This is a genomic window from Sphingomonas bacterium, assembly GCF_903642285.1.
Lineage (GTDB): Bacteria > Pseudomonadota > Alphaproteobacteria > Sphingomonadales > Sphingomonadaceae > Sphingomonas.
In genome coordinates this window covers 169,891-184,342 of sequence record NZ_CAHJWJ010000001.1, presented here as the reverse complement: position 1 = coordinate 184,342, position 14,452 = coordinate 169,891, and the positions used below count along the sequence as shown (strand labels likewise).

Annotated in this window: 16 protein-coding genes; 12 read left to right on the top strand and 4 right to left on the bottom strand. The window is 65.5% G+C overall.

The window, feature by feature from the left end:
• The first annotated feature begins 114 nt into the window (after positions 1 to 114).
• The 7 genes from yaaA to HUU99_RS00885 all read left to right on the top strand — a co-directional run bounded on the left by yaaA (position 115) and on the right by HUU99_RS00885 (position 6,721).
• Complete coding sequence (yaaA, locus tag HUU99_RS00915) at positions 115 to 870, top strand: peroxide stress protein YaaA (RefSeq protein WP_174284679.1); 756 nt, start codon at positions 115 to 117, stop codon at positions 868 to 870.
• A complete protein-coding gene (locus HUU99_RS00910; RefSeq protein ID WP_174284678.1) occupies positions 824 to 1,585 on the top strand; it encodes an SDR family oxidoreductase in 762 nt (253 codons plus the stop codon). The genes yaaA and HUU99_RS00910 overlap by 47 nt, the downstream gene beginning before the upstream one ends.
• 95 nt (positions 1,586 to 1,680) lie before the next feature.
• Positions 1,681 to 2,088, top strand: a complete 408-nt coding sequence (locus tag HUU99_RS00905) for a hypothetical protein (RefSeq protein WP_174284677.1) — start codon at positions 1,681 to 1,683, stop codon at positions 2,086 to 2,088.
• A gap of 105 nt (positions 2,089 to 2,193) precedes the next feature.
• A complete protein-coding gene (gene gyrA / locus HUU99_RS00900) occupies positions 2,194 to 4,974 on the top strand; it encodes a DNA gyrase subunit A (protein ID WP_174284676.1) in 2,781 nt (926 codons plus the stop codon).
• Entirely contained in the window at positions 4,971 to 5,339 is a 369-nt protein-coding gene (locus tag HUU99_RS00895; protein ID WP_368039889.1) for a DUF952 domain-containing protein, read from the top strand. The genes gyrA and HUU99_RS00895 overlap by 4 nt, the downstream gene beginning before the upstream one ends.
• A gap of 84 nt (positions 5,340 to 5,423) precedes the next feature.
• On the top strand, positions 5,424 to 6,134 hold the full coding sequence (gene gntA, locus HUU99_RS00890) for a guanitoxin biosynthesis heme-dependent pre-guanitoxin N-hydroxylase GntA (RefSeq protein WP_174284675.1): 711 nt from the start codon (positions 5,424 to 5,426) through the stop codon (positions 6,132 to 6,134).
• A complete protein-coding gene (locus tag HUU99_RS00885) occupies positions 6,131 to 6,721 on the top strand; it encodes a DUF1989 domain-containing protein (protein ID WP_174284674.1) in 591 nt (196 codons plus the stop codon). Before gntA ends, HUU99_RS00885 begins: the two co-directional genes overlap by 4 nt.
• Positions 6,722 to 6,783: 62 nt before the next feature.
• Here HUU99_RS00885 and HUU99_RS00880 read toward each other — a convergent pair whose 3' ends face one another.
• Positions 6,784 to 7,227 carry a DUF488 domain-containing protein gene (locus tag HUU99_RS00880; protein WP_174284673.1) on the bottom strand — a complete coding sequence of 148 codons (444 nt, stop codon included), beginning with the start codon at positions 7,225 to 7,227 and terminating at the stop codon, positions 6,784 to 6,786.
• 113 nt (positions 7,228 to 7,340) lie between these two features.
• Between HUU99_RS00880 and HUU99_RS00875 the strand changes: the two genes are divergently transcribed.
• Both HUU99_RS00875 and trmFO read left to right on the top strand, forming a co-directional pair.
• Positions 7,341 to 7,721: a hypothetical protein gene (locus HUU99_RS00875; protein ID WP_174284672.1), complete on the top strand. Its 381-nt coding sequence runs from the start codon at positions 7,341 to 7,343 to the stop codon at positions 7,719 to 7,721.
• A gap of 63 nt (positions 7,722 to 7,784) precedes the next feature.
• Positions 7,785 to 9,164, top strand: coding sequence for a methylenetetrahydrofolate--tRNA-(uracil(54)-C(5))-methyltransferase (FADH(2)-oxidizing) TrmFO (gene trmFO / locus HUU99_RS00870; RefSeq protein WP_174284671.1), 1,380 nt, complete (start codon positions 7,785 to 7,787; stop codon positions 9,162 to 9,164).
• A 43-nt stretch (positions 9,165 to 9,207) separates the two neighbouring features.
• On the opposite strand, the gene HUU99_RS00865 is transcribed toward trmFO, so the two are convergent.
• From HUU99_RS00865 to HUU99_RS00855, 3 genes are all read right to left on the bottom strand, one after another.
• Positions 9,208 to 10,236 (bottom strand): heme-binding protein, encoded by a 1,029-nt coding sequence (locus tag HUU99_RS00865; protein ID WP_174284670.1) that lies wholly within the window; start codon positions 10,234 to 10,236, stop codon positions 9,208 to 9,210.
• Between the two features lie 278 nt (positions 10,237 to 10,514).
• Entirely contained in the window at positions 10,515 to 10,997 is a 483-nt protein-coding gene (locus HUU99_RS00860) for an EF-hand domain-containing protein (protein ID WP_174284669.1), read from the bottom strand.
• 59 nt (positions 10,998 to 11,056) lie between these two features.
• On the bottom strand, positions 11,057 to 11,749 hold the full coding sequence (locus HUU99_RS00855) for a squalene/phytoene synthase family protein (RefSeq protein ID WP_174284668.1): 693 nt from the start codon (positions 11,747 to 11,749) through the stop codon (positions 11,057 to 11,059).
• A 167-nt stretch (positions 11,750 to 11,916) separates the two neighbouring features.
• On the opposite strand from HUU99_RS00855, the gene HUU99_RS00850 reads away from it, so the two are divergent.
• The 3 genes from HUU99_RS00850 to HUU99_RS00840 are packed head-to-tail and all read left to right on the top strand — an operon-like array spanning position 11,917 to position 14,430.
• Complete coding sequence (locus HUU99_RS00850; protein WP_174284667.1) at positions 11,917 to 12,462, top strand: TadE/TadG family type IV pilus assembly protein; 546 nt, start codon at positions 11,917 to 11,919, stop codon at positions 12,460 to 12,462.
• Complete coding sequence (locus HUU99_RS00845; protein WP_174284666.1) at positions 12,459 to 13,007, top strand: TadE/TadG family type IV pilus assembly protein; 549 nt, start codon at positions 12,459 to 12,461, stop codon at positions 13,005 to 13,007. The genes HUU99_RS00850 and HUU99_RS00845 overlap by 4 nt, the downstream gene beginning before the upstream one ends.
• A gap of 7 nt (positions 13,008 to 13,014) precedes the next feature.
• Positions 13,015 to 14,430: a pilus assembly protein TadG-related protein gene (locus tag HUU99_RS00840; RefSeq protein ID WP_174284665.1), complete on the top strand. Its 1,416-nt coding sequence runs from the start codon at positions 13,015 to 13,017 to the stop codon at positions 14,428 to 14,430.
• Positions 14,431 to 14,452 lie beyond the last annotated feature (22 nt).

Sequence of the window (14,452 nt, the reverse complement as noted above, 5' to 3'; positions counted from 1 at the left end):
GGGCGCCAGCGCCTTGATAACCGCGTCGCTCTACCGTGCGGGTCGGGCACGTTCAAGCGATGCCCGGGTGAACGCCGATTGAACGCGGAAGGCTCCACGGCTAGCGACGGGCGCATGATCGCAACGCTCTCCCCCGCCAAGACGCTCGACTATGACACGCCGCTGCCCGCGCTGACGCCGACGACCCCGCGGTTCGCCGCCGAGGCGGCGACGCTGGCGAAGGCCGCATCGCACCTCAGCCGGAAGAAACTGTCCGCGCTGATGAAGATATCGCCGGCGCTCGCGAAGCTGAACGCGGACCGGTTCCGCGATTTCGCCGCCGCGCCCCAGCGCCCCGCCCTCTTCGCCTTTGCCGGCGACGTCTATACCGGGCTGGAGGCCGCAACGCTGGACGCGCCCGCGATCGACTATGCGCAGGATCATGTCCGTATGCTCTCCGGGCTTTACGGGCTGCTCCGCCCGCTCGACGCGATGCGGCCTTACAGGCTGGAGATGGGAACGCACTGGGCACCGCGCCGAACCAAGCTGACCGACTGGTGGGGCGGCCGGATCGCCGATTGCCTCGCCGCCGATGTCGCGGAGGAGGGGTCCGGCACGGTGCTGAACCTCGCCAGCCAGGAATATTGGGCAGCGGTCGCCGGCCGCCTGCCCCGCGATGTCCGCGTGATCGACGTCGATTTCCGCGAACCCGGCCCCGACGGCCCGCGCTTCGTCAGCTTCCACGCCAAGAAAGCACGGGGGATGATGGCACGCTATCTGGTCGAACACCGGATCGACCGGATCGACGGCATGAAGGATTTCGACACCGACGGCTACGCGTTCGATGCCAACGCCAGCGACGACGATCGCTGGCAGTTCATGCGGCGATGATGGTGGGGAACTGACGGTGGTGGCGAGCGCGGTGGTCATCGGTGCTTCGGGCGGGATCGGCGCGGCGCTGGTCGAGGCGATCCGCGACGAGGCGGCGTTCGATGTCGTCCACGCCTTCGCGCGGTCGTTCGCAGGCGATCGACACCTGGACGTGACCGACGAGGCGAGCATCGCGGCGGCCGCCGCGCTGGTGGCGAAGGGGCCGCCGCCGACGCTCGTCATCGTCGCGACCGGGCTGCTCCACGACGCCGACCGCGGGCCTGAAAAGGCGCTGGCCGAGCTCGACCCGGCCTGGATGGCGCGGAACCTGGCGATCAACGCGATCGGGCCCGCAGTGATCGCGAAGCACGTCCTGCCGATCATGCCGCGCACCGGCCGAACCGTGTTCGCGGTGCTGTCCGCGCGGATCGGCAGCATCGCGGACAACAATCTGGGCGGCTGGCACGCCTATCGCGCGTCGAAAGCGGCGCTCAACCAGTTGATCCGGACGATCGCGATCGGCGACAAGCGCCGCAACGACCGCGGGATCGTCGTGGCGTTGCACCCGGGTACGGTCGACACCGCCTTGTCGAAACCCTTCCGCGGCAATGTCGGCCCCGGTCGTCTCTTTGCGCCCGACCGCGCGGCCGTGCAGCTGCTCGATGTGATCGACGGGTTGAAGCCGCCCGACAGCGGCCGGATGTTCGCTTGGGACGGGTCCGAGATCGCGCCGTAATCGACCTGTCTTTATTCGCATGTTGCACGCCGCGCGATTGTGTCGCAGCTTGCGCATAACGCCCCCGGGGGGCGTGTAACGAGAGGAGCGTTCCCATGACCAGATTCCTGTCCGCCGCCTTGCTGGCCGGTGCCGCGATGCTGTCCACCGCGACCATCGCCGACGCCCAGGCCGCGAAGCCGACGCCCAAGGCGACGACCAAGACCAAGACGACGGTCGTCACACCGAAGACCGCCGCGGCGCCGAAGACCGTGACGGTGTCCAAGACCACGACCGCACCGAAGACCGCGCCTGCGCCCGCGCCCGCGCCCGCGCCCAAGGCGACCATGACCGCGAAGACCGTATCGACCTCGAAAACGACGACGACCCCTGCCATCGTGACGAAGACCAAGCCGAAGCCCGCCGCGTCGGGTCGCATGGTCCAGGCGAAGCTCGCGAACGGCAAGACCGTCACGTATAATTGCTCGCTCGCGGGCAACGCCGACAAGAAGGCCTGCAAGTAGGCGTAACGTGCGTTCTACCCCCGCGCTGCCCTGCGCGGGGGTGGTCAGGCGACGCCTCGTAGGCTAGGGTTGTCACTGAACCGACATAACCCGAAAGCGTGAAAATTGGCCGACGAGACGCTGCTCGCCGAACCCCCGCCCGAATCTGGCGACATCTCCACGATCTCGATCGTCGACGAGATGAAGTCGAGCTATCTCGACTATGCGATGAGCGTCATCGTTGCGCGCGCGCTGCCCGATGTCCGTGACGGTCTGAAGCCCGTCCACCGCCGCATCCTGTTCAGCGCGCACGAAAGCGGCTTCGTCGCCGGCAAGCCCTACCGCAAGTCCGCACGCATCGTCGGTGAAGTGATGGGTAAATACCATCCGCACGGCGACAGCTCGATCTACGAGGCGCTGGCCCGCATGGCGCAGGACTGGTCGATGCGCGTGCCGCTGATCGACGGTCAGGGCAATTTCGGATCGATGGATCCCGACAAGCCGGCCGCGATGCGCTACACCGAGGCGCGGCTGGCGCGGGTGACGAATGCGCTGCTCGACGATCTCGACAAGGACACGGTCGATTTCATTCCCAACTACGACGGTTCGGAACGCGAGCCATCGGTCCTTCCCGCGCGTTTCCCCAATCTGCTGGTCAATGGTGCCGGCGGCATCGCGGTCGGCATGGCGACCAACATCCCGCCGCACAATCTCGGCGAAGTCGTCGATGCTTGCCTCGCCTATATCGACGCCAAAATGAATGGGGGCGCGATCACGACCGACGAGCTGATCGCGATCGTCCCCGGCCCCGACTTCCCGACGGGCGCGATCATCCTGGGAAAGGCGGGGGCGCGGGCGGCCTATCACACCGGCCGCGGATCTATCATCGTCCGGTCGCGCCACGTGATCGAGGAAAATCGCGGCGACCGGCGATCGATCGTACTGACCGAAATTCCCTACCAGATCGGCAAGAACGGCCTGGTCGAGAGGATCGCTGAGGCGGTGAAGGAAAAGCAGGTCGAGGGCGTCAGCGACATCCGCGACGAATCGAACCGCGAGGGCGTCCGCATCGTCATCGAGCTGAAGCGCGACGCGACGCCCGAGGTCGTGCTGAACCAGTTGTGGCGGCACACGCCGGCGCAAGGGTCGTTCCCAGCCAACATGCTGGCGATCCGCGGCGGCCGGCCCGAGCTGCTCAACCTGCGCGACATCATCCAGGCGTTCGTGCAGTTCCGCGAACAGGTCATCACCCGCCGGTCGAAGTTCGAACTCGCCAAGGCGCGCGACCGGGCGCACGTGTTGCTCGGCCTCGTCATCGCGGTCACCAACCTCGACGACGTCGTGAAGATCATCCGCGGGTCCGCCAACGCCACCGCGGCGCGCACCGCGCTGCTGATGCGCGAATGGCCGATCGCGGAGATCGCGCCCTATATCCGCCTGGTCGAGGCGCTGGATGCCGAGGTCGCGGGCGCGACGTACCGGCTGTCCGACATCCAGGTCCGCGCAATCCTCGACCTGCGCCTCCACCGCCTCACGGCGCTCGGCCGCGACGAGATCGGCAACGAACTGGAAGGGCTGGCGGGTGCCATCACCGAATTGCTCGCGATCCTCGCGGACAGGGCGAAGCTGTACGCGGTGCTGCGCGAGGAACTGGTCGCGATCCGCGCCGAATTCGCGACCCCGCGCAGGTCCGAGATCGCCAACGCCGCCGACGGCATCGACGACGAGGACCTGATCGAGCGCGAGGACATGGTCGTCACCGTCACGCACCAGGGGTATATCAAGCGCACCCCCCTCGACACCTTCCGCGCACAGGCACGCGGCGGCAAGGGCCGGTCGGGGATGGCGACCAAGGACGAGGACGTCGTCACCGCGTTGTTCGTGACGAGCACGCACACCCCCGTGCTGTTCTTCTCGACGCTCGGCCGCGTCTATCGGATGAAGGTCTGGCGCCTGCCCGAGGGCGGACCGGCGACGCGCGGCCGGCCGATGGTGAACCTGTTGCCGCTGGCGGCGGGGGAAACGATCTCGACGGTGCTGCCGCTGCCCGAGGACGAAGCGGAATGGGGCAAGCTTCACGTCATGTTCGGTACCGCGAAGGGTTCCGTCCGCCGCAATTCGATGGACGCGTTCACCAACGTGCCGACCGCGGGCAAGATCGCGATGAAGTTCGAGGGCGAGGACGACGACGACCGGCTGATCGGCGTCGCGCTGCTGGACGCGGACGACGACGTGCTGCTGGCGACGCGTACGGGCAAGGCGATCCGCTTCGCCGCCGACGACGTCCGCGAATTCCAGAGCCGCAATTCGACGGGCGTCCGCGGTATCGCATTGCGGGACGACGACGCGGTCATCTCGCTGTCCGTCCTCCACCGGGTCGACGCCTCGTCCGAACAGCGCGAGGATTATCTGAAGTTCGCGCCGTGGAAGGCCGAACGCGAGGGCAGCCCGGATATGGACGCGGCGATATTCGAGGATATGATGGCGCGCGAACAGTTCATCCTGACCGTCTGCGCCAACGGTTACGGCAAGCTGTCCTCCGCATACGACTATCGCCGCACCAACCGCGGCGGGCAGGGCATCACGAATATCGACAATATCGGCCGCAACGGCCCCGTGGTCGCCAGCTTCCCGGCGTCGAAGGGCCACCAGTTGATGCTGGTCACCGACCAGGCGAAGCTGATCCGCACCTCGCTCGGTTCGCTGCGGGTCATCAGCCGCAATTCCGCAGGCGTCAGGCTGTTCGACGTCGCGAAGGACGAACATGTCGTCAGCGCGGCGCGGATCGAGGAAACCGAGGGCGACGCCGAGGCGATACTGACCGATGAGGCACCCGCGACCGGTGCGCCGATCCCCGATGCCGTCATCGGCGACGACTTGGCCGAAGGGCCGGCGGACGGCGAGTGAGTACCGGAGAGAATATCGCGCGGCCCCAGACCGCGTACAAGGTCCTGACCGCGGATCAGATGGCGACGCTGGAGACGACCGGCATCTTCGCCGGCGCGGCCGTCGATCTGGCGGACGGCTATATCCATCTGTCGACCGCCGGGCAGCTGACCGAGACGGTGGACAAGCATTTCGCGGGACAGACAGACTTGCACCTCGCGGCGGTCGATCTGGGATCGTTCGACACCACGCTACGCTGGGAGGAAAGCCGCGGCGGGCAGCTGTTCCCGCATCTCTACGGCCCGCTGCTGCTGGAAACGGTCATTGCCTATGGCCCGCTGGAACGTACGCGTGACGGAGCGGTGAAACTGCCGATCGCGGGGTAGATCGCGTCGGACCGTCCCGTTCGAGAACATCCTAACCTGCGGTAGTTCGAGGAACAGACGGGCCGGACAAACGTCGTCCGGGATATGCCTTTCAATCATTCGCCGCTGTTTCCCTGGCACCTAGAATACCAGGACCACCATGAAGACCTGCTCCGCGATCACATCGCGGCGGCGGATTTCCCTTGCGTCGGGGCGAAGGCCGCGGTCGCTCGCGGGACGCTTGAACTGCTGTCGTGCAGGCGGATCGACAGCGCCTGGGACGATCTGCGGATACACGACAAGCTGCTCCAGTTCGCCGGGGCCTACCGCGCCGATCCCACGCTTTTCCGCAGCCTGGCGATCGTGTTCGATGCACCCGATGTGATGGAGGAACGCGATTTCGAACGGGCATTGTGGGCGCGTATCCAATCGCTGTCGGACAAGGACGTGTGGCGCGGTCAGGATTATGACGAGCGGGTCAGCGCCGATCCGGACAGTCCGCATTTCTCGCTCAGCTTCGGTGGCGAGGCGTTCTTCGTCGTCGGCCTCCACGCACGCGCCAGCCGCCCGGCGCGACGTTTCGCGAAGCCGACCATGGTCTTCAACCTACACGACCAGTTCACCACGCTGCGCGCGCAGGGTCGGTACGAGACGATGCGCGAAAAGATCATGGTGCGCGACGAGGCGGTCGCCGGATCGCGCAACCCGATGCTCGACCGGCACGGCGAAGTCAGCGAGGCGCGCCAATATAGCGGCCGTGCGGTCGACGATGTCTGGCGCTGCCCGTTTTCCTATGGCGGTGGCGCGACGCCGTGACGGTCGTCGAGATATCGGAGCGCAGCGGCACCGCGTTCCGGCTGGCGCGCGGCGAGACGCTCGATGTCATCGATCCGCGCGGCGAACAGGTGGCCGACCTGCTGGCGTTCAACGCGGACGATATCGGTGAAGTCGTTTCGTCGGGCCGGACGCTCGACTATGCCGAAACGATCTATCTCACCACCGGCCATATCCTGTATTCCAACCGGTCGCAGCCGATGCTGGAGATCGTACGCGACGATGTAGGTCGCCACGACTTCCTGCTGACGCCCTGTTCCTACGACACGTTCCACCATTTCTACCCGACGCTCCCGCCGCATCGGGGCTGTTTCGGCAATCTGACGGCGGCGCTCGCGCCATATGGTGTCCTGCCCGACCGGATCCCGACGGCGTTCAATTGCTTCATGAACGTGGCCGTAGACGGCGCGACCGGCACGCTTCGCGTCCTGCCGCCGATCAGCAGGGCGGGCGACCGGATCGCGTTTCGCGCGGCGATGGACCTGATCGTCGGCCTGACCGCCTGCTCCGCGCCGGACTCCAATGGCGGGACGTTCAAGCCGATTCATTACGCGATCGGCGGGCGATAGGGCGACTGTCCTTCCGGTTGTCGCAACCCTGGGCGACCGCTTTCGTGGGATAACAGGAACAACTAGGCCGCCGCTTGGGCATATAGATCGACCACCTCCGCCCCCTCGCCCACCGCGGCCAGCAGCAGTGTCCGATGGCAATGGCACGGGTCGCGTTCGTAGCATAGCAGCGCGCTGGGCATCTCGGCGGCGAGGTCCATCATGACCGCCGCCTGCGCCTGCGCGTCGGGCAGTTCCAGCTGTCCGGCATAGACCGTGCGCAACGTCGCGACATCGCCCTTTTTCGCGGCGTCGCGCCCGGGCTTGGGCGTGCCCAGCGCCTTCAGATGGACATAGCCGATCCCCGCCTCCGCCAACGAAGCGGCAAGCGAGGATTTGGAAAAGCCCGGACGACGCGACAGCGGCAACGCGCGGACGTCGATCACCCGCTTCACGTCCGCCATCGTCAAGGCCGCGAGGAAGTCGGCCATCGTGGTGGCTTCGTAGCCGATCGTATAGATTTTCATGATGTCGATATGGGCGCGGGCGTGTCGCGACGCCAGCGAACCGGTACGCGCCCGGGAACAAAGCAGATACATTTCCGCTGGCAATGTTGGAAAAACCGGGGCAGCCTTGGCGGATGACCGACCAGCCCATACCCGATCCGTCCGCCCAGCCGCTTGCCGCATCCCGCCGCCACGATGGCTGGACGATCGGGCGACAGGCGCAATTCCTTGCCCATTTGTCGCAGTTCGGCGGCGTGGCCGCGGCGGCGAAGGCGGTCGGCATCAGTGCCAAGTCCGCGTATCGCCTGCGCCACCGGTCGGCCGCGTTCGCCACAGCCTGGGACGCTGCGCTGGACGAGGGCCGTGCACGAAGCTTCGACCGGGCGGTGGACCGCGGGATCAATGGTTATGTGATGCCCATCTATCGCGGCGGCCGGCTCGTCGGTCACCGTCATCGCTACGACAACCGTCTCGCCTATGCTGCGTGCTACGCCCAACCAATGCCGCGCTCGTGATGGATGTAGAGGAGAAACGCGTTTTCCCGTGACTTTTATGACCTTTCGACCGAACCGAGCGCGATGAAGTACGACATTCACGTCGTCGGCGGCGGTCTCGCCGGTTCCGAAGCCGCATGGCAGCTGGCCGAAAGCGGCTTCCGGGTCCGCCTGTCGGAGATGCGCGGCGCAGATCCGACAAGGGGGGGCGAGGCGACGCCGGCGCACCAGACCGACGATCTGGCCGAACTCGTCTGTTCGAACAGCTTCCGCTCGGACGATGCCGAGGCGAATGCGGTCGGGTTGCTGCACCAGGAGATGCGTATGCTCGGCTCGCTGATCCTGCGCGAGGCGGACAAGCACCGCGTGCCAGCCGGCTCGGCGCTTGCGGTCGACCGCGAAGGCTATGCCGCCGGCGTCACCGCCGCGCTGGCCGCGCATCCCAATGTCGATCTCGTCCGCGAACGGATCGATACGCTGCCCGACGGGCCCGCGATCGTCGCGACCGGGCCGCTGACCGCCGCTGCGCTTGCCGAGGGGATCGGCGCGGCGACGGGGGCGGAGGCGCTCGCGTTCTTCGATGCGCTCGCCCCCATCGTCCACCGCGACAGCATCGACATGGACGTCGCCTGGTTCGCCAGCCGCTGGGACAAGGGCGAGACCAAGGATTACATCAACTGCCCGATGACGAAGGACCAGTATCTGGCCTTCCACGCCGGCCTGATCGAAGGCGAGAAGACGCCGTTCAAGGACTGGGAGCGGGATACGCCCTATTTCGAGGGGTGCATGCCGATCGAGGTGATGGCGGAACGCGGGGTCGATACGCTTCGCTACGGCCCGATGAAACCCGTGGGGCTCGACGATCCGAAGACCGGACGCTGGCCGTACGCGGTCGTCCAGTTGCGGCAGGACAACGCGCTCGGCACGCTGTGGAACATGGTCGGCTTCCAGACCAAGCTGAAACATGCCGATCAGGTGCGACTGTTCCGCACCATTCCCGGGCTGGAGCATGCGGAGTTCGCGCGATTGGGTGGGCTTCACCGCAACACGTTCATCCGGTCGCCCGACCTGCTCGACGAGACGCTGCGGCTGAAATCGCGGCCTTCGCTTCGCTTCGCGGGGCAGATCACGGGATGCGAGGGCTATATCGAAAGCGCGGGCATCGGCCTGATGGCAGGCCGTTTCGCTGCGGCCGAACTGGCAGGGCGCACGCTAACCCCGCCGCCGGTCGATACCGCGCTCGGTGCGCTGCTGGGTCACATCACCGGTGCCGCGACCACGGAAACATATCAGCCGATGAACGTCAATTTCGGACTGTTCCCGCCGATCCCCGGCCGGACTAGGAAGGCTGACCGCAAGCGCATGTATACCGATCGCGCGCGTGCCGCGCTCGCGGCATGGATCGCAGGATCGTCGATCGGGGGCGTCGCACTGGCCGCACGCGACGCCCTTGTCGAGCCCTAGGCCATTCCGTGCTGTACGAAAGCGAGTCGATCGGATGATTCCGCTAGACCTTCGGAGCCTGATCCGCGTGGATCCGAGCCAGCAGCTCGGCGGGCATTTGCGGATCGACGAAGGCGGCGGGCACGATCGACGGCACTTTCTTGCGCAGCGTCCCAACGGTGACGTGCGGCCATTTGATGCCTTCGTCGAACACCAGCATCACCGTCTGGGTATATTGCAGCTGGAGGAAATCGGGCGCACCGTTGGCGCCCTTCACGTTCTCGATCCAGAACGTCGCGCTGACGGTCACGGCATCGGCGTTGGGGCCCGCCGGGCCGCCTGCAAGGAAGGCGGTATTGCTCGTCCCGCCCCCGATGGTCGGCGGCGGCGGTGCGGTGGTGGAGACCTGCAGGACGGTCATCGACGTGATCGTCTGCCCCTGGATCGCGGTGGCGAGGACCGAATTGGGGTTGTTCACCATCGCCTGCGTGATCCCGACGATCTGCGCCGGCGGCGATCGGAACGCGGACGGTTGCGACAGGTTCTGCTGCTCGAACGGCACCGCGGGGCCGTGGACCGGGATCGGATTGATGTTGACCGGCTGGAACTGCGGGCCACTCGGCACGGCGGTCGCGGTGCCCTGCGCCAGAATCGTCGTACCGTGCGGGATAGACGCCATCCGGACGACGGTCGGCGGCTCGGCCGGATTGGTCGTTTGCGGCACCGTGGCCCAGATACCCGGTTCGATGTGCAGCCCGCCGCCGACGACCGCGTCGCTGATCTGCTGGAGATAAGTCAGACCGAACATGTTGATGTCGGGCTGCAGGAATCCGCGATTGGGGATCGGCCCGCTGATCGCCGCGAATTCGATCTGCTCGCTGGTCAGGTTGAGTTCGAGGAACTCGTCCTCGCCGCCCGGACCCTTGGGAAAGAACGGACGCCAGATCGTGTTGAAGCCGGTGCCGACCCACGTCCCCGGCAGATCCTTCAGCGGACCGAGCGGATCGAGGATCCCCGGAAAGGGCAGATGGATCGGTGCCGCGATCGGCGGGAGCGGTCGGAAGGAAAAATTCGCCTTGAGGTCCATGAGCATGCCCTTTCCGCTAGCGACGCAAGTCGCCACCGGCACGGCGCATGGGGGCGCCGCGCGCGTTTCGACGCGTCGGGTTATGATGATGGTGCGCAAACGATCCGACGACACGCGGGCCGCTATCCGGGTTGGCGGATACCGTCCGTCGCCTCTGGGGTCAGTATCGGTACGACCCGACGATCCGTCAAATCGACGTTAGCGGAGACAAACCATTGCGAATACGCGGAGTTCTTGCCGTCAATCCCGTACTGCATCCGAAACGATGCCGATTGTCGGTGCCGTCATTCGCCGCGATCATCCTCCCTCGCGACCTGCGTCGGCGGACATTTGCGCGGATGTGCGGACCGCTTGGGCGCGGTCGCCGCAAACTCCGCCGGGATCAGGCCGCCGGACCGATCGTGATCCGCCGCCACGAATTTCGCGATCGTCTTCGCAGACCATTCGTCGAACGACAATTGGCCGTCATGGTTGGTATCCAGCTTGGCGAACGCCTTGCGCCGCGACGCCAGATATTCCTCGCGCGACACGATCCCGTCGCGATCCTTGTCGTAACGCGCGAACCGCTTCTGCTCGCGCGTCTGGTCGGTCGCCTCGGGAACCGATGTCGGCAGCGCATCGCCGGTCGCCGCCGCGGCGGATGCCATGGCGGCCGGTGCCGTTGCCAGAAGCGGCGTCGCACTGGTCCGCGCCCGCGCGTTGAACCACAGCACGCCCGCCGCTGCCATCAGGAGCGCCGCCGCTCCCCCCAATATATAGCGCCACATCGGATATATCCCTCTGCCCCTTTGTCGCGATGCTATCGATCCGCCGCGTCCGGCGGAAGCTAACGCCCCCAAATCCGATGCATTAGCAGTCGGGCTAGACGGTGCGGCGATCCGGGACGGGGCTGCGGGACGGCGAGGTCTGCCCGGGCGAGCAGGGAAAGCATGCCGATCGGCCGCAGCTGCCGCGGCCAGGCGTGCCGCGACCCACTCGCGAAAGCATCGATCGCCATCGTGCGGGCGAGCGCCGCCTGCCCAGGATCGCGGAGATGGGTCGCCAGATCGGTCAGCGCCCACCCCTCGCCCGCCCGCGCCGTGCCGGCATCGATCGGTGCGCCCAGCACGACCGCCAATGCGCCGAACAAGGCCTCGCCGCGGGCTCGCGCAAATGTGCGCATGCCGGCGGCCTCAAGCGGATCGGGGTCGAGCAGCATTTCCCAGCCGTCGATCATCGCGGCCAGCATCCGGCCCGCCACGCCGCGCGGCGCCACTTCCCCCGCCAGCGCCGTCAATATCGGTTCGCCGACGGGTGCGCCCGCCCGGTCGAGCGCTTCGAGCGCCTCATACCACCAGGTCAGCCGCATCTGCCCGACGATCGGTTCGCGCGTCGTCCGGACGATCCCCGCCAGCGCATCGTCGAGCGCGAGCAACGCGACGAATCCCGCACGCCGATCGGTGGGGACATATCCGCACACCACCCCGCGTTCGGCGAGGCGCGCGCCGGCGATGCTCGGCTCGCCGGATGGCGGCGGCATCGACGCAGCCGAACTGGAGGGCGGCACGATCGGCGGATCCCCTCTTGTCCCACGGATTGCGGGCCTAGCCGGACCGGCTTTACCCCATCTTTACCTGTTTGCGCCACACGCGTCCGATCAACGGAAGAACCGACGACGCAATGATACCGAGGGCGATCAGAACCGCGATGGCTTCTCGCCTAGAGCGAGACGGCAGCCTCGCGCGGCTGGCGCGCGACGAACGCGGCGTGACGGTCATCGAATTCGCGTTCGTCGCCGGCCCGTTGTTCGCGCTGATCATCGCGATCCTGCAGGTATCGCTCACCTTTTTTGCTCAGCAGACGCTCGAAACCGCAACGCTCAAAGCGAGCCGCCAGCTGATGACAGGAGTGGATCAATCCGCCGGGATGTCACAGGCGGGATTTCTGACCGCAGTCTGCAACCAGCTGCCGGGGTTCATGAAATGCGCGAACGTGCGGGTGGACGTGCAGTCGACGACAAGTTTCTCGTCGGCGAACACCAGTGCGCCGACGATCACCTACAATGCCCAGACCGGTGCGGAAAATCCCTTTGCCTATTCGCCCGGTGGATCGGGTCAGATCACGACGGTCAAGGTCATGTATATCTGGGCGACCAGCAAGGGGCCGCTCGGGTTCGATCTATCGACCATGTCGGGCGGCAATCGCCTGCTGATCGCGACGGCGGTGTTCAAGACGGAACCTTCCGCGTCATGACCATGGGAACCGTTCTTCGTCGGCTCGGACGATTGAAGCGCGATCGTCGCGGGATCGCGCTGATCGAGTTCGCCTTCGCCGTGCCGATCCTCGCGATCCTGTTCGTCGGCGGATATCAGACGATGGATGCGGTTTCGGCCTATCGAAAGGTCACGACGACCGTTCGCACGCTTGCCGACCTTACGACCCAAAGCACGTCGACCACGCAGGCGGGCGCGCAGCAGTTTCTCGCGGCCTCGCAACAAGTGATGGTACCATATTCGACCAGCAATGCCGTATTGCGGATCAGCCAGGTCAAGATCGACATCACCGGTAAGTCCACGATCGACTGGAGCCAGGCGGTCAATGGTACCGGTTACACGAAGGGATCGACTGTACCGTTACCGGTGGGGCTGATCGTTCCGGGGACCTACCTGATCTACGCGGAAATCAATTACCAATATCTGCCGGGTATCGCCTCGAACATGCTCGGCCCGATCCCGCTCCGCGACACGCTGTATATGTCCCCGCGCAATAGCGCATCCGTCCCCTGTGCCGATTGCTGATACGATGATGAAATCGCGATATCCCTTTCTTCGGGTCGTAAGTCGCATCGCCCATGCATGGACCGCGCTGCGCGCCGACAGACGCGGCAGCGTGTTCATGATCCTGGGCTTCGCATTGATACCGCTGACGTTATCGGTGGGTATCGGCATCGATTACGCACGTGCCGCGCGCATACAGACCCGGCTGAACGCCATCGCCGACGCCGCCGCGCTGGCGACCGTGACGGCCCCGATGATGCAACAGACGCCGTATAACGCGGCGGTCACCGCCTATAATATGTGGCACCAGCAGGCCGATGCCACCGCGGGGCTGGTCACCCCGTATTTCACGGGCTGCTGCGTCATCAATCAGACGAGCAACACGGTCAACGGCGGGGACGGAACGCTGCTGATCAGCGTCACCGACACCAACACGACGGGACATACGCGGACGACGACGGTGAGCTGGCACGCGGCATCTCATAACGCGTTCGGCAATCTGCTCGCCATGGCGCAGATCGAGCTGAACGGCACCTCGACGACGAACGCCAAGCAGGCACCGAACATCGATTTCTATGTGCTGCTCGATACGTCAAGCTCGATGGCTTTTCCGACCACGACGGCAGGCATCAATCAGCTTGGCAGTTTAACTGGCGGATGCACCTTCGCCTGTCACAACACCAACTACACGCAAGCGACCAAAAAGGATGGCACGAAGGGCGACTATTATAGCGTCGCACTATCCTATGGCATTCCGCTTCGGGTAGACCAGGCACGTCTTGCCGTTCAATCGATGATGACGACAGCTACCCAGACGGAACAGAACAACAATGCGCAATATCGGGCAGCGCTTGCCAGCTTCGGCTCGGGTGACTCGCGGGCACCCAATCCGTTCAACAAATTACTGTTTCCGGTAACGGCTGCTCTGTCGAGCGTGTCGGCTGCTGCAAACGGAGCGCAAGTAACGAATTATTATTCTGAAAATCAGGCCACAAGCACCTACCCTAGCAACGATACCGATACTTGGAGCAGCGATGCCTTCACGCGGATAAACTCCCTGATGCCTGCCCCCGGAAACGGTACCAATCAGGCTGGCGACAAGCCTCAGCAGATTATGTTCATCATCACCGACGGGATGCGCGACGAATATCGCCCGGGTGGGCGTCCGGAGGTGGCCTTCGACACCACGCTGTGCGACACGATCAAGGCGCGCGGCATAAGGATCGGTATTATCTACACCGAGTATCTTCCTAGCGCGATCAACACCGATCCGACGGGTTGGTCGCAGGTGAACGTCGTGCCGTACTTGCCGCAGGTGGAGCCCGCCCTGCAAAATTGCGCATCCTCGGGTCTATACTATAAGGTATCGACCAACGATGATATCTCGACTGCCCTGAACCAGCTGTTCCAGGCGGCCGTCGCCACCGCGCACATCGCGCATTGATCGGGTCGCTGACGAACCGCAC

Bases quoted from the DNA above. Each gene is read 5' to 3' on its own strand.
- gntA (WP_174284675.1), top strand. From the start codon at position 5,424: ATGCCTTTCAATCATTCGCCGCTGTTTCCCTGGCACCTAGAATACCAG.
- HUU99_RS00875 (WP_174284672.1), top strand. From the start codon at position 7,341: ATGACCGACCAGCCCATACCCGATCCGTCCGCCCAGCCGCTTGCCGCA.
- yaaA (WP_174284679.1), top strand. From the start codon at position 115: ATGATCGCAACGCTCTCCCCCGCCAAGACGCTCGACTATGACACGCCG.
- HUU99_RS00905 (WP_174284677.1), top strand. From the start codon at position 1,681: ATGACCAGATTCCTGTCCGCCGCCTTGCTGGCCGGTGCCGCGATGCTG.
- HUU99_RS00855 (WP_174284668.1), bottom strand. From the start codon at position 11,749: ATGCCGCCGCCATCCGGCGAGCCGAGCATCGCCGGCGCGCGCCTCGCC.
- trmFO (WP_174284671.1), top strand. From the start codon at position 7,785: ATGAAGTACGACATTCACGTCGTCGGCGGCGGTCTCGCCGGTTCCGAA.
- HUU99_RS00840 (WP_174284665.1), top strand. From the start codon at position 13,015: ATGAAATCGCGATATCCCTTTCTTCGGGTCGTAAGTCGCATCGCCCAT.
- HUU99_RS00880 (WP_174284673.1), bottom strand. From the start codon at position 7,227: ATGAAAATCTATACGATCGGCTACGAAGCCACCACGATGGCCGACTTC.
- HUU99_RS00845 (WP_174284666.1), top strand. From the start codon at position 12,459: ATGACCATGGGAACCGTTCTTCGTCGGCTCGGACGATTGAAGCGCGAT.
- HUU99_RS00850 (WP_174284667.1), top strand. From the start codon at position 11,917: ATGGCTTCTCGCCTAGAGCGAGACGGCAGCCTCGCGCGGCTGGCGCGC.
- HUU99_RS00860 (WP_174284669.1), bottom strand. From the start codon at position 10,997: ATGTGGCGCTATATATTGGGGGGAGCGGCGGCGCTCCTGATGGCAGCG.
- HUU99_RS00865 (WP_174284670.1), bottom strand. From the start codon at position 10,236: ATGCTCATGGACCTCAAGGCGAATTTTTCCTTCCGACCGCTCCCGCCG.
- HUU99_RS00910 (WP_174284678.1), top strand. From the start codon at position 824: ATGCCAACGCCAGCGACGACGATCGCTGGCAGTTCATGCGGCGATGAT.